This is a genomic window from Mycobacterium decipiens, assembly GCF_963853665.1.
Lineage (GTDB): Bacteria > Actinomycetota > Actinomycetes > Mycobacteriales > Mycobacteriaceae > Mycobacterium > Mycobacterium decipiens.
Genome location: NZ_OY970459.1, coordinates 316,362 through 337,843, shown reverse-complemented (window position 1 = coordinate 337,843; position 21,482 = coordinate 316,362). Strand labels below are relative to the sequence as shown.

Below are 21,482 nucleotides of genomic sequence, written 5' to 3'. Positions count from 1 at the left end.
CCGACTAGATGATGCCAGCGCGAAGGGCATGCGCGACGGCATGCGTGCGGTTGCGGAGGTTCAGTCGCGTCACGACGTCGTGAATGATGTGTTTGATCGTGCGCTCGGAGTAGCTCAGTTTCATCGCCACTTCGCGTGTGCTCAGGCCGTCCGATAGCAGCCGCAGCACCTCCACCTCGCGCTCGGCGAGGCAGGCGCGGCCCGCAGCGTCGGAATCGGACGCCTCGATCGACTTGACCCGCCCGACCAGGTAACGCTGGACGCGTTCGGGCAGTCGCAGGCGCCCTTCCGCGGACATGACGATCGTCTCCACGATGCATTCGAATGTGCTGCGGGTGCGATACAGCAGCCCGGTCAGCTCCAGATCGATCAACCGGAAGACCTGCTCGGGGGAGAATTCGTCGGCGACGACGACCAGTTTGGGTGGGTTGCCGGGGACGTCTTTCGAAACGTCCTCGATGTGGGCCAGCAGCGGTGCGGTGATGGTGGTGGCCAACACGAGCAGAACCGAGGCCTGGCAGCCGGCTTCCCAAGCGCGCACGTCTAGCTCCCGGCAGGACGAGAGTCGGGCCAACGCGCCCTCACGGGTCAACGGGTCGCTCGCCACTACGGCGACCGAGGTGACATTCCTCGGTGCCGTTCGCGTCCGGTCCCCAGAGAAGGTGAATTCCTCGCGGGAAATCGCCTCGCTACGCTGCACCACCTGCGCAAACTCGGTCTGCACCGTGGCGTTCCTGGTGGGCACCCCCAGCCCGATGCACTCGCTCGACAACGTTTGCCTCCTGAAGGCGTGCGTGGCCGCGCGAACTGTTCAGGTGGTGCCTTGGGTTCTACGGCTCATTGGGATATCCGGCCCGATCCGGGCCGCACCGACCGGACCCAGAGAACTTCTCCACGGCGAAAGGGAGTTAGTTGCTGGTGGGTATAGTTTTCAGGGTATCGGGTTGCGGTCGGTGGGATCAACCGCAAAGCGCGAGGATCCAGCGCCGGATGGGTTTGACATCTACCCCGCGGACTGCGATGCCGCCTATGCGTCAATACATTGGCGCAGTTTGATTTCAGGCCGCGACACTCGCGTGTGGGCCTCCCACAGCCGGGCATAGTGCCGCCCGGCAGCGAGAAGTTCGGTGTGGGTGCCGTCCTCGACGACGCTCCCGTGTTCGAGCACGACAATGCGGTCGGCATGCGCGGCGGTGGTTAGTTCGTGGGCCACGATCAAAGTCGTCCGGCGGGCCGCCAATGAGAGGGTCGCCCGGTGCACCAAAGCCTCGGTAGCGGGATCCAAGGCGACGGTGGCCTCGTCCAGTAGCAAGATGTCGGGGTCGACCAGACACGCCCTGGCCAACGCGAGCAACTGCAGCTGGCCGGCGGATAGGTTGCGCCCACCCGCGCTGACCCGGTGCGCGTAACCGCCGTCCAGTGCCGTGATCATCGGGTGGGCGCCGACCTCTCGCGCGGCACGTTCGACTTGCGCATCGGTGGCGTCGGGCCGTCCGTATGCGATGGCATCGCGGACCGTCCCAGCGAACAGATACGGTTCCTGCGTCACGATGCCGAGCCGGTTGCGATAGCCGTCGACGTCCAATTCCCGCACGTCGCATCCGTCGACCCGGACCGTCCCGTAGGTCGGATCGTAGAACCGCGCCACCAGCTTGATCAGGGTGGATTTCCCGGACCCGGTTGAGCCGACGAAGACCACCGTTTGCCCGGCCGGAATTCGCAGGTCGATACCGGCCAATGCCGGCACTTCCCGCGTCCGGTAGGAGAAGTGGACGGCCTCGAAAACCACCTCACCATGCAGCCTTCCCACCGGCCGGGCCAGCGGCGACGACGCCGTGGGTGTGCTCAGCAACGACCGGATCCGTCCGGCCGCCACCGCCGCACGCTGATACTCGTCGAACATTTGCGACAGTTTGTCTATCGGCGTGAACAGCAACTCGATATAGAGCAGGTAGGTGACCAGCGCACCGACCGAGATCACGCCCGCCTGCACCTCGCGTCCGCCGTCGAGCAGAACCAGCGTCGTGGCCAGGCTGCACAGCAGGGCCACGAACGGGAAGTACAGGGCCAGTAGCCACTGCCCGCGCACCCAGATTCGGCGATAGTCGTCGCTGTGCGCGAAATAGCTTTGCACTCCCCGGTATTCGGCGCGGAATGACTGCGCTATCCGCAACCCCGCCGCGTACTCACGCAACGTGGCGGTCACCGTCCCCAGCCGGTGCCGCGCCTGCCGGTAGACCCAGTTCGACGCTCGCCGGAATTGCCAGGTAGCAAGGGCAAGCAACGGCACGGTGGTGAAGACGAGCAGCACCAGCCGGGCGTGGCTGGCCAGTAACACCACCAAAATGCCCACCAGCGTCACCACACTGATTACGGCAACGACCAGACCCGTACGCAAGAACGCCACGATGGCCTCGACATCGGCGGTGACCGCGGTAACGATCTGGGCGTCGCCGTCGTCTTCAAATGCATCCAGGCCAAGGCGCTGAGTATGGGCGAAGACAAGAGATCGCAAGCGAAACTGCACCTTCTCACCGGTGCATCCGGCGACCATGGCACTCCCCCACTGCGCGACCAACCTGACCACCACGGTGCCGGTGCCCGCCAGCGCTGCCCACCAAAGCGCTGAGAGCAATTGCCGGCGAATCCCGACGTCGATACCGTGCCGGATGAGCAGGGGCGGCAGCAAACCCGCGAAGGTCTCCACGGCCACCAGCAGCAGGCTCAACACAAGCGGACCGCGGAAGTCGCGCAGCAGGCGGCGCAACAGGTCGGGGCCGAGCGGGTGCTCGCGAGGCTGCGCGGTGTGGACGTTCGTGTCGTGTGCGACCTTTCCGACCGGCCCGGCCGCCGGTCGGATTGCCGGGATTGATACCGGCGCGCAGTCCGCAACAACGAGCTCAGCGGTGAGATCCGGTGCGGGCGCAAGCATTTCCCGATAGCGAGGACAGCGCTGCAACAGTTCGTCGGGGGTGCCGATATCGAGCAGTCGCCCGGCATCCAGCACCGCGACCCGGTCGGCCAGTGTGAGCAGGGATCGGCGGCGGGTGAGGATGATCGCGGTGCGATCCGCGATCACCTCCCGCAGCACCTCCTGAATTCCGGATTCGATGACGGCATCCACGGCAGAGGTCGGGTCGTCCATGATCAACATCGGCGGCCGGTCGAGTAACACACGGGCCAGGGCGATGCGTTGGCGTTGCCCACCGGACAGCGTCAATCCGCGCGCACCAACCGCCGTCTCATAGCCATCCGGCAAAGAGTTGACGAACTCCTCGACGTGCGCGGCGCGGGCGGCCGCGGCGATCTGTTCCGGTGTCGCATCCGGCCGACCGTAGGCGATGTTGGCACCTATCGTGCCCGAGAACAGGACGGCCTCCTCGGGCACCAGGCCGATGGCCGACCGCAGCGAGTCGAGTGTCAGCTCGCGCACGTCCTGGCCACCGATCCGCACCGCGCCGTCGGTGACGTCGTAGCAACGCGTCGCCAGCGACGCCAACGTAGATTTGCCGCTACCCGGCGCGCCGACCACGGCGAGGGTCTCCCCGGCCCGGACTGACAGCCGAATGTCGCGCAGCACCGGGCGGTCAGCCACATATCCAAAGGACACCTGCTCGAACTCCAGCGAGGCGGGAGCCTCCGACGACAGGGGCGTGGTGCCGTCGGCCAGCGTCGGCCGGCTGTCGATAAGTTCGAATACCCGCACCGCCCCGGCTCGCGCCTGCTGCGCAACGGTTAGCATCCCCGCCAGATCGCTGGCCGGCCGCGCCAGCAGTGACAGACACGCCCAGAAGGCAACAAAGGTGCCCACCGTGATGGTGCCCTGGGCCGCCATCCATCCGCCTAGCGCGAAGACCGCCATCTGGCCCAACGCGGGCAGACTCTGTAGCAGCGGACCGAAGTGGGCGTTGAGCCTGGCCACCCGCAGCTGCGCCGCGTACAGCGCGTGGCCGGCCGTCACGAGCTTGCCCGTCTCCTGCTCCTCCTGCCCGAAAGCCTTGACGACCTGGATTCCGGAGACTGCCGCATCGACGACTCCGGTGACCGCGGCTTTGCGTTCCTGGGCACAGTCGGTGGCTACCGCCAGCAGCCGGCGGCTGTGGTGAGCGATTAGGCCGATGATGGGCACCAGCAGCACCGCAAGCAGAGCAAGCGGCGGCGACAACCAGGTCATCACCACGACACAGAGCAGCAGCGTCAGCACATGCCTGAGCACGTTGGGCAGGTCAAACAGCAGACCCTGCACCAGTTGCAGGTCATTGGTGGTGCGGGCGATGAGCTGGCCGCTGCTCCAGCGGTCCTGCTGTCGGCCGTCCCATCGCATCAGCGCCCGAAAAGCGTCCATGCGCAGGTCGTGCTGTACCAGGTGGGCGATCCGACCGCCGTAATAGCGGCGTACGAAGGTCAGCAAGTAGATCGCCCCGGCGGCGGTCACCAGGATCATCGCCCACGGCGCCAGAGGTCGATGGTCCGCCGCGATCGCGTCGTCCACGACACGTTTGGATACCAGCGGAACCATGACGGCGATGACGGTGCCGGCCAGCGCCGCGGTGAATCCCAGCAGCAGATCACCCCGATGTCGTAGGACATATCCGGACAACCGCCACCACCAACTCGTCCGCATCCACCGCATCCTTTCTCGTTTCCGTGCGGATCACCCGGTATATGCCGGTGGCATCAAAAACTAAAGGGAATCACGCCTTCCCTTTCAGGCAGAACCCGGAACAATCGCACCAACTCGGGCGCGGTATCCATTCTCGTTCACTGCGCGGATCATACGGCGCGTTGCCGCGAATCAATAGACGAAAGGGAAATCGGCTCTTCCCCTTTGGGCAATGCCCGGAACAAACATTCCTAGCGATATCGCCCATTCCGGATGTAGGTTCTCTTATCAAGCTCGACGGGTTAAGGGAATCGAGTTCTCAAGTAATACACATAAAGCGTGGAGGAGATTCACATTTCCCGGAACATAAGCTCACCCGGTCGGGCTGCTACTACTCAGTCCCCACCGGATATTTCCGACGGAATCCAACTGACCAGGTTCACCGCCGATGACATCCTGCCGCTGGATTTCGCACCACCCATCGGTCCCGAACTGGTGGCAGCGGACGAACTGCCCGCCGCCTGGGCATACAAACGATTCCGCGACCTGGACGACAAGGAGTCCTACCGGAGGACACTCCTGCAGGAGCTGACCAACGCCCTGGCGGCCCGCGGTTCACAAATCGCCGCCATCACCACGACGGCCCTACGAAACCTCATCGATCAGATGGCCGAGCAGGGCGCGGTCGTTCTCGCCGACATTGTCGAGTCGGCCGACTTTCTGAAATTGGTGGCACGCTACGACGAAATCATGGCCCGGGAGGGCAGCGGTAGTTTCATCCACCGCTTCGTTGACCTACGGCGAAGCGTCGGACTGCTGACCGATCCGGAGGTCAACCGCCCGCTGTTACACCCCTTGATGATCACGTTGATCTCCTACGCGGTGGGTGGGCCGATCAGAATGGTCGACGCACGCGCCAAAGACGCCGAACCGCTATCGGTCCTGGCCCAGGACAACATGCTGCACATCGACAACACCCCGTTCAATGACGAATACAAGATCCTCGTCACCTGGCGTCGCGGAACTGCGCAGGGGCCGGCGGGACAGAATTTCACCTTTCTGCCGGGCACACACAAGCTCGCCCGCACCTGTTTCGTCAACGAGGCCGGGGTGCCGTGGTCGAGCGAAAATGCGTCGATCTTCACCACCACCGACAGCATCCGGAAGGTGTTCGACGCGCAGCTGCGGCTCGGCGGCCAGGACAAACCAACCGTGATCGAGGTCACCGATTCCGAGCGGCCGCTGAGCACGGTGTTCGCCGCCGGCTCCCTGGTGCATCACCGCTTCCGGACGGCCTTCGGAAAGGCGCGCAGCTGCGTCATTCTGGCCTTCCACCGCGTCGCCGACAACCCGGGGCGGCTGGTCAGCGACATCACGGACACCTCGGATGCCTCGCTGAGCGAGCTGCTGACCAGCGGTGCTCCCGATGAGTCCTACCAACGACGATTCATTGCCAGCCTGTGCGCTGCGGCCGACGAGATCGCCGAACTACTCGTCAAGTGGGAAGAATCCCCGCAGCGTCGGGTACCGCTGCCCCTGCAAGCAAAGCAGATCGACGGCACGCGGTTCGAGGAATGGATTTCGGCGGCCACCGAGGCCCCCGAGGTGGCCGAAATCCGCAACCGCGAACAGCCAATTCCCTACGGCGAGGTGTTGTCGCCGGAGGAGTTCTTCGATCTGATCTGGCGACTGATGCGGTTCGACAAGCACGGCCCGCTGGATCTGATCCTCTACCAGGACAACCGCGAGGAGCCACGGAAGTGGGCGCGCAACCTGATTCGTGAGATGTCGGCGGATCGGCTGTATGAGCGGCTACTGGGCTGGCGTGCCCACATGGACCAGCATCGCCCCGCCGACTGCCTGGGCCCACAACAGATCCACACACTGATCTCGCAGGTGCTTGAGACACTGCCGCTGGACGGAAACCAGACCCCGCCCGTCGACTGGCACAACGACTTGCTCGGCATGAGCCACGCCACCGCCGCGCGGTCGGTGAAACACCTGCTCGAGGATGTCGCCGAGGCGTTGCTGCGCTGCGAGGACATGCCCGCCTACCTGTCGACCAGCCTGTTCGCATTCTGGGCGGTCGACTCCGCCTACAGCCTCGACGGCCGGCGCAACGCGGTGGTGCACGACTGCGCACGTCGGCTGCTGCGGCACTACCTCATGCTGTCCCTGACGTCCTTGCAGTGACGCAGCCTGCAGGCCGCTAGATCTGCCAGTCCTGGGCGCCGTCGTTCTTGTTGTAGGTCCCGACGGAGTTCTTCACGACGAGGGGGTCGCCGCTGCCGAAGTTGTCGTAGAACCACTTCGCGTTGGCCGGGCCGAGGTTGATGCAGCCGTGGCTGACGTTGCGCCTGCCCTGATCGGCCACCGACCAGGGCGCGCTGTGCACGAAGTTGCCGCTGTTGTCGATCCGGACGGCGTCGGAGACGGTCACCTTGTAGCCCTGAGCCGAGTTGACCGGGACCCCATACGTCGAGGAGTCCATCACCACGGTGGGGAACTTCTCCAGAACGTAGTACGTGCCATTCGGCGTCTGGTGGCCGCCGGCCGCCATCCCCATCGACATCGGGAAGGTCTTCTCCACGACCCCGTTGCGGGTGATCGTCATCTGATGCGTGGCGTCGTCGGCGGTCGCCACCAGCGAATCACCGGTCCGGAAGCTCGACGTGGCGCCGGCCGCATCGATGTTCACCACCGTGTTGGCGGGCCAGAACTCAAACGGGCGCCAGCGTACCTGGGTCGGGCTCATCCAGTAGAACTTGCCCGGCACGGGTGGGATCGACGAAATGTGGATGGCGTTCTCGGCCATCCCCCGGTCGGCGATGGGCACCTGGAAGTTGATGATGATCGGCTTGGCCACACCGACCATCGCGCCGTCGACCGGATTGAACGTAGGCGGCCGGAAGGGCGGCGGGCCAAAAAACGGTGTCGGATCCTGTCCGGCAACGGGGCCCGCCGCCACCGCCACCGCCAGCGGGTCGGGTACGACCGGTACGAACGGTACGAACGGGGGTGGTGCCCACGGGTCGGGTGGCGGCGGTGGCGCCAACGGGTCGGGTGGCGGCGGCGGTGCCGGCGGGCCGGCGGGTGCCACAACGCCCCCGGGGTCGCCGGGAGCCGCACCCGGGTCCGCCACGGCGGGGCCAGCGCCCCACATCAGCACCGCGACCACTCCAGCTGCGTTCAGAGCGGCAAACAGGCTTCCCTTCCTCCAGCCCGGCGTCCAGCCCCTTATCCAGCGCGGCATATTGCTTTCCCTCCGGTCACGTTCTGCACCAGTGTGGCATAGCAGCGCCGGCTGGTTGCCTGTTCAGCGGCCGCAAAACGGCCCGCACGCGCCCAATCGGCAGCCCAATTCGCGGCGCTGACCTGCTGCGTTAGTAGTCGCGGGAGCTTGGGGCCGGATTTTCGAACATGTGCCGGGCAACCGCCATCCCCCACAACGCGACACCCATCAAACCCGCCGATGCGGTCAGCATCATGGCCACGCTGCGCTCGTACAACAGCCCACCGAGCAGAGCGCCGGCCATGATGCCGATCTGGAACGCCGTCACATATAAACCTGAGGCCCCATCGGGGTCCTCGGCGCCGCTGCGCATCGCCGCGGATTGCAGCATCGGCGACACGGCGGTGGCCGTGGCACCCCACAGCACGATCGCACCGGCCCCGACCAGCGCCGTCGCCGCGGTGCGGTATCCACCAAATGCCAGTGCGGTCAGCGCGATGAGCGCCGCCGTCAGTCCGGCCATGCCAACGATGGCGGCGCCCTTGGGGGAACGGTCCAGCGGCCGCGCCACCACGGACACGGACACCAGGCCGGCGACCCCGTAGGCGGCTAGCAGCCAGGCCAGATTCGGCCCGCGCACGCCGACGACGTCGCGGATGATCACCACGATGTAGGTGTAGGAGACGAAATGACCGGTTACCGCGATCATCGTCAGCAGGCTCACCTTGACCAGCCGTGGATTGCGATGGTGGCGCGCCCGCGAACCGACGCGCTCGAGCTGGTCCGGGCGCAGCACCAGCTCCGGCAGCGCCAGCCGGGCCGCCAGGGTAACCGCGGCCGCCGCGGCGGTGATGCCTGCCGCCGCCACCCGCCATCCCCACATCAGGCTCATCGCAGCCGTGAGTGGGCTGCCGACGACCAGCGCCAGGCTGGTTCCGATGTAAATCGATATCGTGGCGCGCCCGGCGTGGCTGGGCGGCACCAGTCGGGTGGCGATCGGGGCGATGACCGCCCATAGCAGGCCGTGCGTGACGGCGCAAAGCACCCGCCCAGCGGCCAGCACCGCGAAGTTGGGCGCCAGCGCAGAAATGAGCTGCGAGACGGTCAAGCAGATCAGGCTGGCCACCAGTGCCCGCCGGCGCGGCCAGTGCGCGGTCCAACGCACCAGTGGAACGGTTGTCAACGCGGCCACGAGGGCATACCAGGACAGCAGGGTCCCGACCAGGACCACGCTGACGTGCAAATTCCGCGCGATCGACGACAGGGCGCCCACCGGCAGTATTTCGGCGGTGACATAGATGAAGGCCGCCGCGGCCAGCACGGACAACTGCGCGGCGATCCGCGGCGTCCACGGCCGGGTGGCAGTGGCGGTGATTTCGGTTACGGCAGTCATGGCGTGGTGCGCGCAATCGGCCGAACACTTGGCCAATTCAGTACGTAGTTCGGGGCACGATTTGCGCTGCCCCTACCGTACGCACTGCATAGACAGCCGTTAGGCAACTGCGCCCTTCGACACGCCCATGCGATCAGGAACGAACCAGGCGTGCGATAGCGGCGGAGGCCTCGGCAAGCTTGCCGTCGGCCTCCGAGCCACCCTCTGCCACGGCACGGGAGACGCAATGGCTTAGGTGCTCGTCCAGCAGGTTCAACGCCACCGACCGCAACGCGCTGTTGACGGCGCTGATCTGGGTGAGGACGTCGATGCAGTACTTGTCGTCCTCGATCATGCGCGCGATGCCACGCACTTGCCCCTCGACGCGGCGGAGCCGCTTGGCATAGTTGTCCTTCTGCTGCGTGTAGCCATGTGCGGTCGTCATGCGTTCTCCAAACCTGCCAGCACCAGCGTGGACACTTACCGCCACAGTACCATATACCCCGGCGGGGTATAAGATGTGAATTTTGGCGACACCGGCGCCGCAAGCATACTTGGACCATGTCCAAATCCACCGCAGACATCAAACCCCGCAGTCGCGACGTCACCGACGGCCTGGAGAAGGCAGCGGCCCGGGGCATGCTGCGGGCCGTGGGGATGGACGACGAAGACTTCGCGAAGCCACAGATCGGGGTCGCGTCGTCGTGGAACGAAATCACGCCGTGCAACCTCTCCCTGGACCGGCTGGCCAAGGCGGTCAAGGAGGGGGTGTTTTCGGCCGGTGGCTATCCGCTTGAGTTCGGGACGATCTCGGTTTCGGACGGCATCTCGATGGGGCACGAGGGGATGCACTTCTCGCTGGTATCCCGCGAGGTGATTGCCGACAGCGTCGAAACCGTCATGCAGGCCGAACGACTCGACGGTTCGGTGCTGTTGGCCGGATGCGACAAATCGCTGCCCGGAATGCTGATGGCCGCGGCACGACTGGATCTGGCGGCGGTATTCCTCTACGCCGGCTCCATTCTGCCGGGGCGGGCCAAGCTCTCGGACGGCAGCGAGCGCGACGTCACGATCATCGACGCGTTCGAGGCGGTCGGAGCGTGCGCTCGCGGCTTGATGTCCCGGGCGGATGTCGACGCCATCGAACGGGCTATCTGCCCCGGCGAAGGGGCATGTGGCGGCATGTACACCGCCAACACCATGGCCAGCGCCGCCGAGGCACTCGGCATGTCGTTGCCGGGCAGCGCGGCGCCGCCCGCGACCGACCGCCGACGCGACGGGTTCGCGCGCCGCAGCGGTCAGGCCGTCGTCGAGTTGCTGCGCCGGGGCATCACCGCCCGAGACATCCTCACCAAGGAGGCGTTCGAGAACGCCATCGCGGTGGTGATGGCGTTCGGTGGCTCGACCAACGCGGTGCTGCACCTGCTGGCCATCGCCCACGAGGCCAACGTCGCGCTGTCGCTGGAGGATTTCAGTCGGATTGGGTCGAAGGTGCCGCACCTGGCCGACGTCAAGCCATTCGGCCGCCATGTGATGTTCGACGTCGACCACATCGGCGGCGTGCCGGTGGTGCTCAAAGCGCTGCTGGGCGCCGGCCTCCTGCACGGAGATTGCCTGACGGTTACCGGTCAGACCATGGCCGAGAATCTGGCCGCCGTCGCCCCGCCGGATCCGGACGGCAAGGTGCTGCGTGCACTGGACAGCCCGATCCACCCGACCGGCGGCATCACCATCCTGCGTGGATCCCTGGCACCCGACGGCGCGGTGGTCAAGACCGCCGGTTTTGATTCCGACGTATTCGAAGGCACCGCAAGAGTTTTCGACGGTGAACGCGCTGCGCTGGACGCCCTCGAGGATGGCACTATAGCCAAGGGCGACGCCGTGGTGATCCGCTATGAGGGCCCCAAAGGAGGCCCGGGGATGCGCGAGATGCTGGCCATCACCGGCGCGATCAAAGGTGCGGCACTCGGCAAAGATGTTCTGCTGCTTACCGACGGTCGGTTCTCCGGTGGAACCACCGGCCTGTGCGTGGGACACGTCGCGCCGGAAGCCGTCGACGCAGGACCGATCGCGTTTCTGCGCAACGGCGACCGGATCCGGCTCGACGTCGCGGCCCGCACTCTCGACGTGCTGGCCGATCCGGCTGAATTCGCAGCCCGACAACAGGATTTCACTCCTCCGTCGCCGCGCTACCGCACCGGCGTACTGGCCAAGTACGTCAAGCTGGTCAGCTCCGCATCGATCGGCGCGGTCTGCGGTTAGCCGGTCCTGGCCGGGACCGGTCAGGACCGGCCGGCCAGGATATCCCGAATTGCGTTCTGGCTAGCGAACTTCGAACTATCCGTGGCTAGCCAGGGCGCGGGTGCGCATCCCGAAGTAGAAGCCCAAGAAGGCTACCACCGCACCTGCGACCATATGCGACCACATCATGCCGGCGGTCACCGCGACACCCGGCAGAATCCACGGCGAGAAGAAGATCCAGACGCCGAGCACCGGCAGCGTCCAGGTCATACCGTGCGTGCGGTCCAGTGCCGATGCGAACCCGTATGCCAGGTACGCGACGGCGATCCCGGCGATCAGGTCGCACGCGGGCAGCCCTCTCGTGACGCTGAAGCCAACGATCCATGGTGAAGCAGCCACGTAGAGGCCGGTCAGCATGGCGAGGCCAAAGGTGAAATGCGCGATCGTCGATTCGGCGGCGCGGTCGAAGCTTGCGCGCAAAGCCAACAAATCGGGGTGTTGATCAATTGATGAATGGACCGTACTCATTTCGCAACCTTTCTGTTATGCAGCAAAACTTTTGGGCTCGCTGCAACCCATCCATCTCCTCCAAGATTACGCTCGCTTTCGGGATGCCAGCAACGAAGGCCGCGGCACCGGACCCGTGGCTACCGCACCGATGCGAGAGCGAAGCCATCCCAGCCCTTGGCGCCGACCGTCTGGAGCACCGCGGCGTCCAGACCGGGGTGCTCACCCATCATCTGCAGCGTCCGACGTGTCGCCGCGACCGCGGCGTCGTCGGGCTCGGCAAGAATCCCGCCACCACGAATCACGTTGTCCACCACAATCACCGCGCCGCGGCGGGCCAGTCGGATCGCCCACTGTAGGTACCCGACGTTGTTCTTTTTGTCGGCGTCGATGAACACCAGGTCGAACGGGCCATCGGCCACCGTCGGCAACGTGTCCAGCGCCGCACCGACCACCACCTCCACCCGATCGGCGACGCCTGCCCGCGCCAGGTTCGCCCGCGCGACTTCGGCGTGCTTGGGCTGGTATTCCAGGGTCACCACCCGTCCCCGTGGCCCCGCGCCGCGCGCCAGCCAGATGGTGCTGACGCCGCCCAGCGTGCCGATCTCAAGGATGCGCCGCGCCCCGATCGCGCCGGCCAGCAGGCACAGGAACTTGCCCTGCTGCGCCGACACGGCGATGCGGGGTAGCCCGGCCGCATCGCTGGCCGCCAATGCCGCGGCCAACGCCGGATCGTCGCCAACCAGTGTGCTGTCCAAGAATGCGTCGACGTCTTGGGGGCTGGGTTGTTGAGCCATGCACGAAACGCTAGCCGGGCAGCCGTGGCGGTCGCTCGCCAGCCGGTCCCGACCCGACTCGGGGTTTACCAGATACCCGTATAGGGTATACAATGAACGCGGTTGTTCCGGATGAAGGAACACCCAGACAGAGTTAACCATTGGGACTTCGCGAGAGTCCCCGACACGGATGAGGGTGACACGAATGACCGACTACGAAACTGGGGCCCTGCTGACCTGTAGCCACGAGGGCTGCGGCTGTCGCGTTCGCATCGAAGTCCCATGCCACTGCTCGGGCGCCGGTGAGGCCTACCGCTGCACCTGCGGCGACGAGTTGTCCCCTGTCAAGTAGACCCTGGCAAGCCGGTTGTGCGTTCGGGCCACGGCCCGGTCTGACCCGGCACCGCCCGAACGCACGACCGGCCAGCCGGACCCCGGCTCCCCGCTTCGGCGCTACTCGCGAAGCGGATACCGCCACCGTGCAGCCGCCCGGCTCGACGCGCAAGCTTGCGGCCCCACAGCTATAGGAGCCGTCATGACCATCTTCTCTGGGGGCCGGACACGAACGGCACCGAGGAATGTCACCTCGGTCGCCGTAGTGGCGAGCGACCGATTGACCCGCGAGGGCGCGTTGGCCCGACTCTCGACTTGCCGCGAACTCGACGTGCGCGCTTGGGAAGCCGGCTGCCAGGCCTCGGTTCTGCTCGTGTTGGCCACCACCATCACCGCACCGCTGCTGGCCCACATCGAGGACGTTTCGAGGGACGCCCCCGGCAACCCACCCAAACTGGTCGTCGTCGCCGACGAATTCTCCCCCGAGCAGGTCTTCCGGATGATCGATCTGGAGCTGACCGGGCTGCTGTATCGCACCCGCAGCACATTCGAATGCATCGTGGAGACGATCGTCATGTCCGCGGAAGGGCGACTGCGACTGCCCGAACGCATCCAGCGTTACCTGGTCGGGCGGGTCAAGTCGATCGAGGCGTCCGAATCCGACGCTGCGGGCCGCGCCTGCCTCGCCGAGCGCGACGTGGAGGTGCTGCGGCTGCTATCGGACGGCCTGAGCACACGCGAAGTGGCGATGAAACTGAGCTACTCCGAGCGCACGATCAAGAACATCGTTCATGACATCGTGACGCGACTGAACCTCCGCAACCGCACGCATGCCGTCGCGTATGCCCTCCGCGTCGGCATCATTTGAGCGTTGACCGTCACCGCCCGAACGCACGGCCGGTCAGCCCTACCTCGGCCGCCAACTTCAGGGCTACCGCCGATGCGCCGACCGCCACTGTGTACTTTCCCGGCTTGATGCGCCAGCTGCCGGCCCCGCCGTCATAGCGTGCGAGCAGTCGAGGATCCGCCTCGATTCTCACGCGCCGAGTCTGACCGGGTTCGAGGTCGACCCGCTCAAATCCCAGCAACCGCAGCCGTGGTTCATCGGGGGCGGCGGTCAAATACAGCTGCGGGACATCCGCCCCGCCGCGGTCGCCGGTGTTGACCACGCTGAAGCTGGCGGTCACGGTGCGGCCGCCCGCCACCGCCAGGTCGCGGTACTCGAAACTGGTATAGGACAAGCCGTGACCGAACGCGAACATCGGGGCCTGGTTTGTTCTGGCAAACCAGCGGTAGCCGACCTCGGCTCCCTCGGAATAGCGGATCGTGGTCGACGTCCCCCACCGAGCGCCGAGGTCGGGCAGGTACGGACGCGGCGTCTGGTCGAGATCGACCGGGAAGGTGATCGGCAGCCGGCCCGACGGATTCACCTGCCCGGTCACGATTTCCGCAATCGCCTGACCACCGGCCTGGCCCGGATACCAGGCCGCCACGATGGCGTTCACCGAGTCCCGCCAGGGCATGGCCACCGGATTGCCGGTCTCGAGCACCACAACGGTATTCGCGTTGGCGGACGCAACCGCGGCGATCAGCGCATCCTGACCCCAGGGCAGCGACAGATCGGCGCTGTCGAAGCCCTCTCCTTCTGCTCGCGTCGCGAACACGATCGAAACGTCCGCTCGCTGCGCCGCCAGCACGGCCTCCGCCGGGCTAAGGCCAGGATCGAACTCAATCTGCGCGCCGGGTATTCGCTTTCGCAGTTCGCTCAGCGGGCTCGACGGCAGTATGTACAGATTGCGCAAGCCTGCTTGCAGGCCCGACCCGCCGATCGGTACCACCGCTGCATAGCCGCCGGTGGGAACAACCGCGCTCGAACCGTAGCCAGCCGGCACACCGAGGTGTGCATAGCCGCCGATGACGGCAATGCGCGCAGCCGATCCTGGCGACCCGGGTGTTAGCGGCAGCAGGCCTCGATTCTGCAGCAACACGATTCCCTGCCGCGCAATCTGCACCGCAATTTCGTTGTGCGCAGCCATGTCCGGTGCGGGTGCGGGTTCGGCCTGGTCGATCCCGACGGCGAACATCGAACGCAAGATGCGCCGGACCATATTCGACAGACGCTCCTTGGCCAGCCTGCCGTCCCGGAAAGCGGCTCGAAGGGGGGTGGTGAACGCCTCCGACTGCCACAGCAAGGCATCGATCTGCGCGCCGCATTCCTGGTCGAGGCCGCGCAGCGCGCACTCCCAGCCCGGCGTCCCGCCCCAATCGGACATGACCCAACCGCGGTATCCCCAAGCACCTTTCAACACCTCATTGAGCAAGGTGTCGTTTCCGGCGGCGTAGTCTCCGTTGACCTTGTTGTACGCCGCCATCACGGCGCCGGGCCGCGACCGTTCGATGGCGATCTCGAACGCCAGCAGGTCTGATTCACGGTGTGCGTCGGGATCGATGACCGCGTCCAACCAGTGCCGATTTGTCTCATTGCAGTTCAGCGAGAAGTGCTTGGTCGTCGCGATGACACCCTGTTGCTGGATCCCGTTTATCGACTCTGCGGCCATCGTGGCGCTCAAAAGCGGGTCTTCGGAGAGGTATTCGAAGTTGCGGCCGTTTCGCGGGTCACGCGCCAGGTTGATCGCGCCGGCAAGTTGGACGTTGAACCCGCGGCTGCGCGCCTCCCGTCCGATCGCTTCGCCCGAGGATCGGGCAAGCGCCGGGTTGAAACTGGCGGCCAGCGCTAGGCCGGCGGGCAGTGCCGTAGCGGTATCACCGGGCCGGTAGCCGGGGTTGGTGACACCGAGGCCGGCATCGCTCATCAACAACGCGGGGATGCCAAGCCGCGGAATTCCCGGTACATACCCGGCGCACATCGGAACGCCCGGTGGGATGCGCTCGTCCCGTAGCGGCCACATCTCGCCGGCCCCCATCACGCCGACCAGCAGTGAGAACCGCTCATCGTCGGTCATCTCGGTCTCGACCGCGACGGCCCGCACGTCGGCGTCGTCTAGTTCGTCCACCGCACACCCTCTTTCGCGAACACGACGCACAGCACATGACCAACTTCGGGCCCCATCACCAACTCGGTCAGCGTACAAATCGTCGCGACGAACTCCGGGCCGTGCGGCGGCGGCACTTGGCACAGGTGGTGCGCAATCTCATGCAGCACCACCAGCTCGCGCATCGCCCAGTCCGCGGCATCTCGGTCGGGAACAGCGATAAGTCCGGTGCCAGCCCGGTTTTCATAATGTGCCGCGGTGGCCGCCCGGCGCGTCCGCACCCGCACCGGCGGCACGCCCGGCCACTCCCGCCGCACCGCCGGCAACGCAAGCACGTCGTCGACGTAGCGCTGTACCGACGCCACCGACCCGAATCGGCCCTCCGGCGGCAGCGTCAGCTGCGTGCCGAAGAACTCGACCGCGGGCGATCCATGTGCGGCGGCGCGGTCGAATAAGGTCCGGACAAACTCTTCCGCCGCATACACCTTGGCGCGCTGGGAATCCCGAGCCGAATTCCCGACGCTCACCGGCCCAACGCGGTCCGCGCACCGGGCAGCTCGGGGCTCGTCCCGAGCCGTGCCTGCCGGCCCGCCCGATCACCCGCCCGCCGCGCCGCCGACGAATACCCGGCCGTTGCCCTGCTGGCTCGCCAGCTGCCGCGCGCTTTCGACGCGCGGCGATAGTAGTCGTGCAGTTCGACCTCCTTGTCCCGCAGGGCAATTGCGGTGCCAGGTGCGCGATCGCGGTCCTTGGCCACTTCCTGCCTGGTCTGCTCGCGGGCCTCGGCCAGGCGCTGACCCACCCGACCTCCGAACGCCAGTTGGAAGTTGATCCTGGCGGTGATCGTCGGCGTGGGTCGGTGCACCCCCGAGGCAAGGTAGGCGTCGGACGCCCGGACCATCTGGACAACCAGGCTGGCATACAGGGCGTGACTCGCGTCGATGTCCTCGACAAAACCGTATGCGTAGACGAACGTCGAGTTCGTTGCGACGTCACAGCGCACGTCGTTGGCCGCAGCGATGAGCACGAAGAGCTGCACATAGGTCCGCAGCCCCCGGGCACCGGCCGGTCCGATGGTGATCGTGCGCTGGGTGGGGGCCTGGGCGGGCGAGCGGGTTGCCGCATGGGACCTGGCCACCGCCAAGTCGATGGACGCGGCCGTCGCCAACCGCTGGGCGGCGGCCAGGAACGCGTCCGACTCGTGCTGGTTGTCGGTGCCTTCGGCCTGCCGCAGCAGTGCCGCGATGCGCGACAGCATTTTATCGTCGGTCATAGCGCCAACCTACGGTAGCGGAACGACAATTCCGGCCACTGCCGCGCTACCCGCCGCTAGAGCCGGGCGGTCAGCCAGGAGACCACGTCATCGAGCACCTGGTTGCGTTCCGGCTCGTTGAAGACCTCGTGGTACAGGCCGGGATATTCCTTCAGTTCCACATCGGTGGATCCCACACATTCCACCAGGTGGCGGCTGCCCCCGATGGGGATCAGCCGGTCATCGGTGCCGTGCAACACCAACAGCGGCGCCGTCATTGCCGGTGCCCGTCTGGGCATGGTCTCACCGACCTGCAGCAGCGCACGGCCAATCCCGGCGGGAACCCGTCCGTGGTGCACGAGTGGGTCGGTGCGGTAGGCCAAGACCACCTCGGGGTCGCGGGAGATGGCGGTGAAATCCAGTTCCTGCACCGGCAGGCCCGGCACCACGACGCCCAGCACCTTGGCGGCGAGCGCCACCACCCCCGGCACCAGGTCCTGTGCCGCGACCGCGGGCGCCGAGAGCACCATCAGGTCGTAGTTGTCCGGGCGTTCGACGCCGTAGGCGAACACGATCCCACCGCCCATGCTGTGGCCGAGCACGATGCACTTGCGGCCGGGATGCTCCCGAGTGGCGATGCCAACCAGGGTGTCGAAGTCGCCGGTGTACTCGGAGATGTCCTTCACCAGCACCCGTTTGCCGCCCGAACGGCCGTGTCCGCGATGGTCGAGCGCGTAGGTGACCAGTCCCGCCTCACCGAGCCGCGCCGCGACGTGGTCGTAGCGGCGGGCATGCTCGCCGAGCCCGTGGGACAGCACGACCACCGCTCGCGGCGCGGTGTCCGGGGTCCAGACGTCGTAGACGATTCGCACACCGCCGATGCCGTCGAAATTCCGTTCCGTCCGGGTCGTAGTCATTACCCGGCAGCGTAATGGCTCCTGTGACGGCTTTGTCAGAGACTCTGCGTAGGCTCTCTCGGGTGAGTGTGCTCGCAGAGAGCGCCGACCGCGGGCGGGGCGATCGGCGCGTGGATTTCTCCGCCCACACCGAGCCCTACCGGCGTGAACTGCTCGCACATTGCTATCGAATGACCGGGTCACTGCACGACGCCGAGGACCTTGTTCAGGAGACACTGCTGCGGGCGTGGAAGGCCTATGACCGGTTCGAGGGCAAATCGTCGATCCGGACCTGGCTGCATCGGATCGCCACCAACGCGTGCCTAAGCGCCTTGGAAGGACGACAACGCAGGCCGCTGCCCACCGGGCTTGCCGGATCGAGTTCGGACCCGACCGCGGCGCTGGTGGAACGTGGCGAGATTCCCTGGTTGGAGCCACTCCCGGACCTGACCGACGATCCGGCCGACCCCTCGGTCATCGTCGGGTCGCGCGAATCGGTGCGGTTGGCGTTCGTCGCTGCGCTACAGCACCTGTCGCCCCGGCAGCGGGCGGTTCTGCTACTGCGCGAGGTGCTGCAGTGGAAGGCGGCCGAGGTGGCCGAGGCGATCGGCACCACCCCTGTTGCCGTCAATAGCCTGCTCCAGCGGGCACGCTCGCAGCTACAGGCCGTCGGGCCCACCAGCGGCGACCGGCTGGCTGCCCCGGATTCGGCGGCTGCGCAAGATTTGCTGGCCCGCTATATCGCGGCGTTCGAGACCTATGACATCGACCGGTTGGTGGAGCTGTTCACCGCCGAGGCGATCTGGGAAATGCCCCCGTATGTCGGCTGGTACCAGGGCGCGCAGGCCATCGTCGCACTCATTCACCAGCAATGCCCCGCCGAATCCCCCGGAGACATGCGCCTGATTCCGTTGGTCGCCAACGGGCAGCCCGCCGCGGCCATGTACATGCGTGCCGGCGATGCGCACCTGCCGTTCCAGTTGCACGTGTTGGACGTCAGCGCCGACGGTGTGTCACACGTCGTGGCCTTCCTCGACGACACCCTGTTCGCGAAATTCGGCCTTCCCGATTCGTTGTGAACGCCATGCCCGCCACCGCAGAGATCAGGTGGGCGGCGGACCGGGCCGTCACCTCGACAACCTGGCTAAAATCCAGGCACTCGTTCTCGTTCGGCGATCACTACGATCCGGATAACACCCACCACGGACTGCTGCTGGCGAACAACGACGACATCGTTGCCCCCGGAGGCGGCTTCGACACGCACCCACACCGCGACATGGAGATTGTGACCTGGGTGTTGCGGGGTGGACTAAGACACCAGGATTCCGCTGGCAATCGCGGTGTGATCTATCCAGGCCTGGCCCAACGCATGTCGGCCGGTAGCGGAATCCTGCATTCGGAGATGAATGATTCTGCTACGGAGCCCGTGCATTTCGTACAGATGTGGGTACTACCCGATGAAACGGCGACCACCCCGAGCTACCAACAGCAGCAGATTGATAACGAACTGTTGAGCGACGGACTGGTGGCCATCGCGTCGGGAATACCCGGGCAGGACGCGGCGATCACGCTGCACAACCGCAGTGCCGCGTTGCACGGCGCACGGCTGCGAGCCGGCGCTACGGTCGCCATGCCCGCGGCGCCCGTCCTGCACCTGTTCGTCGCGCGCGGCCGGCTCACCGTGGAAGGTGTGGGCGACCTCACCGAAGGGGACGCCGTGCGGTTCACCGACGCCGACGCGCGGCGGATAACCGCGCACGACCCCGCGGAAGTGCTGATCTGGGAGATGCATGCGAAGCTGGGCGGTCCGGCAACATAGAGTGGCCAGGACAGACAGGAGCCCGCATGTCTCAGTTGCAGCCGCGGCACGCGGCGCCGAACCCTCGGCGGAGTATCAAAGCTATTCGGACGGTGCGGTTCTGGGTTGCGCCGATCGCCATCACGTTGGCGCTGATGTCGGCGTTGGCTGGGCTGTATCTGGGCGGCATCTTGAATCCCACGACCAACTTGCGGCATTTCCCTATCGCGGTGGTGAACGAGGATGCCGGACCCGCGGGTAAGCAGATCGTCGACGGTCTGGTTGCCGGCTTGGACAAGAACAAATTCGACGTCCGAGTGGTTTCGCCCGACGCGGCCAAGCGGCTCCTCAACACGGCTCAGGTGTATGGCTCGGCGCTGATACCACCCACCTTTTCGTCGCAGCTGCGCGATTTCGGGGCGAGTGCGGTGACGCCTACCCGCGCGGACCGGCCCACGATAACGATTTCAACCAACCCGCGGGCGGGCACGCTGGGATCCAGCATCGCCGGCCAAACGCTGACCCAGGCACTGGCCGTGGTCAATGGCAAAGTCGGCGAACGACTTAGCGCGGAAGTAGCAGCCCAGACCGGCGGAGCGCCGCTAGCTGGGGCATCGGCGTCGGGGCTGGCCAGTCCCATCGATGTCAAGGCAAACGTCTACAACCCACTGCCCAACGGTACCGGCAACGGGCTTTCGGCTTTCTACTACGCACTCTTGCTGCTGCTGGCCGGATTTACCGGCAGCATCGTGGTCAGCACCCTGGTGGACTCCATGCTCGGCTATGTACCAGCCGAGTTCGGTCCCGTCTATCGCTTCGCCGAGCAGGTCAACATCTCGCGCTTCCGCACGCTGTTGGTCAAGTGGGCGGTGATGGTGGTTTTGGCGCTGCTCACCTCCGGTGTCTATATGGGGATAGCCCACGGTCTCGGCATGCCCATTCCGCTCGGCTGGGAAGTATGGCTCTACGGGGTGTTCGCGATCATTGCGGTCGGCGTCACGTCCAGCTCCCTGATCGCGGTACTAGGCACGATGGGCCTGCTGGTCAGCATGTTGATCTTCGTCATCCTCGGGTTGCCGTCGGCGGGGGCCACCGTCCCGCTGGAAGCCGTCCCACCGCTCTTCCGCTGGCTGGCCGAGTTCGAGCCGATGCACCAGGTGTTCCTGGGTGTGCGGTCGCTGCTGTATCTAAACGGAAGCGCGGAAGCCGGCCTGTCCCAGGCGTTGACGATGACCTCGATCGGGCTGATCATCGGGCTGCTGCTGGGTGGGCTCATCACGCACATGTATGACCGCAAGGGCTTCCACCGAATTCCGGGGGCGGTCGAGATGGCGATCGCGGCAGAACACCAAGCGCAGTACCAAGCACGGGAAAGTGCGCGCGAAAGTTCAAGCGAACAAACGTAATTCGAATGCGGCCGAACCGTCACGCCGCTGTTACTTAAGTTGACAGTGTGGCCAGTGTGACTAATGCTGTGGT

General features: G+C 66.0%; 17 protein-coding genes and 1 pseudogene. 7 read left to right on the top strand and 11 right to left on the bottom strand.

What is annotated here, in order from left to right:
• Positions 1-4: 4 nt before the first annotated feature.
• Together AADZ55_RS01570 and AADZ55_RS01565 are read right to left on the bottom strand one after the other, a co-directional pair.
• Complete coding sequence (locus AADZ55_RS01570) at positions 5-682, bottom strand: response regulator transcription factor (protein ID WP_242670018.1); 678 nt, start codon at positions 680-682, stop codon at positions 5-7.
• Positions 683-1,027: 345 nt separating this feature from the next.
• Positions 1,028-4,624 carry an ABC transporter ATP-binding protein gene (locus AADZ55_RS01565; RefSeq protein ID WP_085324178.1) on the bottom strand — a complete coding sequence of 1,199 codons (3,597 nt, stop codon included), beginning with the start codon at positions 4,622-4,624 and terminating at the stop codon, positions 1,028-1,030.
• 327 nt (positions 4,625-4,951) lie between these two features.
• Here AADZ55_RS01565 and AADZ55_RS01560 point away from each other — a divergent pair, with 327 nt between their 5' ends.
• A complete protein-coding gene (locus tag AADZ55_RS01560) occupies positions 4,952-6,796 on the top strand; it encodes a hypothetical protein (protein ID WP_085324179.1) in 1,845 nt (614 codons plus the stop codon).
• Between the two features lie 16 nt (positions 6,797-6,812).
• Here AADZ55_RS01560 and AADZ55_RS01555 read toward each other — a convergent pair whose 3' ends face one another.
• The 3 genes from AADZ55_RS01555 to AADZ55_RS01545 all read right to left on the bottom strand — a co-directional run bounded on the left by AADZ55_RS01555 (position 6,813) and on the right by AADZ55_RS01545 (position 9,652).
• On the bottom strand, positions 6,813-7,856 hold the full coding sequence (locus AADZ55_RS01555) for a L,D-transpeptidase (RefSeq protein ID WP_085324035.1): 1,044 nt from the start codon (positions 7,854-7,856) through the stop codon (positions 6,813-6,815).
• A 130-nt stretch (positions 7,857-7,986) separates the two neighbouring features.
• Positions 7,987-9,228, bottom strand: coding sequence for an MFS transporter (locus AADZ55_RS01550; RefSeq protein WP_085324036.1), 1,242 nt, complete (start codon positions 9,226-9,228; stop codon positions 7,987-7,989).
• A gap of 133 nt (positions 9,229-9,361) precedes the next feature.
• Positions 9,362-9,652: a metal-sensitive transcriptional regulator gene (locus AADZ55_RS01545; protein ID WP_085324037.1), complete on the bottom strand. Its 291-nt coding sequence runs from the start codon at positions 9,650-9,652 to the stop codon at positions 9,362-9,364.
• Positions 9,653-9,768: 116 nt separating this feature from the next.
• Here AADZ55_RS01545 and ilvD point away from each other — a divergent pair, with 116 nt between their 5' ends.
• Positions 9,769-11,469: a dihydroxy-acid dehydratase gene (ilvD, locus tag AADZ55_RS01540; protein WP_085324038.1), complete on the top strand. Its 1,701-nt coding sequence runs from the start codon at positions 9,769-9,771 to the stop codon at positions 11,467-11,469.
• Between the two features lie 75 nt (positions 11,470-11,544).
• Here the strand turns inward: ilvD and AADZ55_RS01535 are convergent, their stop codons facing one another.
• Both AADZ55_RS01535 and AADZ55_RS01530 read right to left on the bottom strand, forming a co-directional pair.
• Positions 11,545-11,976 carry an SPW repeat protein gene (locus tag AADZ55_RS01535; protein WP_085324039.1) on the bottom strand — a complete coding sequence of 144 codons (432 nt, stop codon included), beginning with the start codon at positions 11,974-11,976 and terminating at the stop codon, positions 11,545-11,547.
• A gap of 119 nt (positions 11,977-12,095) precedes the next feature.
• Positions 12,096-12,752 carry an O-methyltransferase gene (locus AADZ55_RS01530; RefSeq protein ID WP_085324040.1) on the bottom strand — a complete coding sequence of 219 codons (657 nt, stop codon included), beginning with the start codon at positions 12,750-12,752 and terminating at the stop codon, positions 12,096-12,098.
• A gap of 169 nt (positions 12,753-12,921) precedes the next feature.
• On the opposite strand from AADZ55_RS01530, the gene mymT reads away from it, so the two are divergent.
• Positions 12,922-13,083 carry a metallothionein MymT gene (gene mymT / locus AADZ55_RS01525; RefSeq protein WP_085324041.1) on the top strand — a complete coding sequence of 54 codons (162 nt, stop codon included), beginning with the start codon at positions 12,922-12,924 and terminating at the stop codon, positions 13,081-13,083.
• A gap of 183 nt (positions 13,084-13,266) precedes the next feature.
• Positions 13,267-13,932: a response regulator transcription factor gene (locus tag AADZ55_RS01520; protein WP_085324042.1), complete on the top strand. Its 666-nt coding sequence runs from the start codon at positions 13,267-13,269 to the stop codon at positions 13,930-13,932.
• A 10-nt stretch (positions 13,933-13,942) separates the two neighbouring features.
• Here the strand turns inward: AADZ55_RS01520 and AADZ55_RS01515 are convergent, their stop codons facing one another.
• Genes AADZ55_RS01515 through AADZ55_RS01500 form a run of 4 tightly spaced genes read right to left on the bottom strand, consistent with a single transcriptional unit; the run spans position 13,943 to position 18,226 of the window.
• The gene (locus AADZ55_RS01515) at positions 13,943-16,027 is read right to left on the bottom strand and encodes a beta-glucosidase (protein WP_085324180.1); all 2,085 of its coding nucleotides are present in this window, start codon (positions 16,025-16,027) and stop codon (positions 13,943-13,945) included.
• Positions 16,028-16,065: 38 nt separating this feature from the next.
• Positions 16,066-16,584 carry a TIGR04338 family metallohydrolase gene (locus tag AADZ55_RS01510; protein ID WP_085324043.1) on the bottom strand — a complete coding sequence of 173 codons (519 nt, stop codon included), beginning with the start codon at positions 16,582-16,584 and terminating at the stop codon, positions 16,066-16,068.
• Positions 16,581-17,330 (bottom strand): DUF2786 domain-containing protein, encoded by a 750-nt coding sequence (locus AADZ55_RS01505; RefSeq protein ID WP_085324044.1) that lies wholly within the window; start codon positions 17,328-17,330, stop codon positions 16,581-16,583. Before AADZ55_RS01505 ends, AADZ55_RS01510 begins: the two co-directional genes overlap by 4 nt.
• 56 nt (positions 17,331-17,386) lie before the next feature.
• The gene (locus tag AADZ55_RS01500; RefSeq protein ID WP_085324045.1) at positions 17,387-18,226 is read right to left on the bottom strand and encodes an alpha/beta hydrolase; all 840 of its coding nucleotides are present in this window, start codon (positions 18,224-18,226) and stop codon (positions 17,387-17,389) included.
• On the opposite strand from AADZ55_RS01500, the pseudogene AADZ55_RS01495 reads away from it, so the two are divergent.
• The 3 genes and pseudogenes from AADZ55_RS01495 (at position 18,174) to AADZ55_RS01485 (ending at position 21,409) form a co-directional block, all read left to right on the top strand.
• Positions 18,174-19,284, top strand: a pseudogene (locus AADZ55_RS01495) (sigma-70 family RNA polymerase sigma factor). The gene AADZ55_RS01500 and the pseudogene AADZ55_RS01495 overlap by 53 nt on opposite strands.
• A gap of 5 nt (positions 19,285-19,289) precedes the next feature.
• Positions 19,290-20,024, top strand: coding sequence for a pirin family protein (locus AADZ55_RS01490; protein ID WP_085324181.1), 735 nt, complete (start codon positions 19,290-19,292; stop codon positions 20,022-20,024).
• 26 nt (positions 20,025-20,050) lie between these two features.
• Positions 20,051-21,409 (top strand): YhgE/Pip domain-containing protein, encoded by a 1,359-nt coding sequence (locus AADZ55_RS01485; protein ID WP_085324047.1) that lies wholly within the window; start codon positions 20,051-20,053, stop codon positions 21,407-21,409.
• The last annotated feature ends 73 nt before the right edge of the window (positions 21,410-21,482 follow it).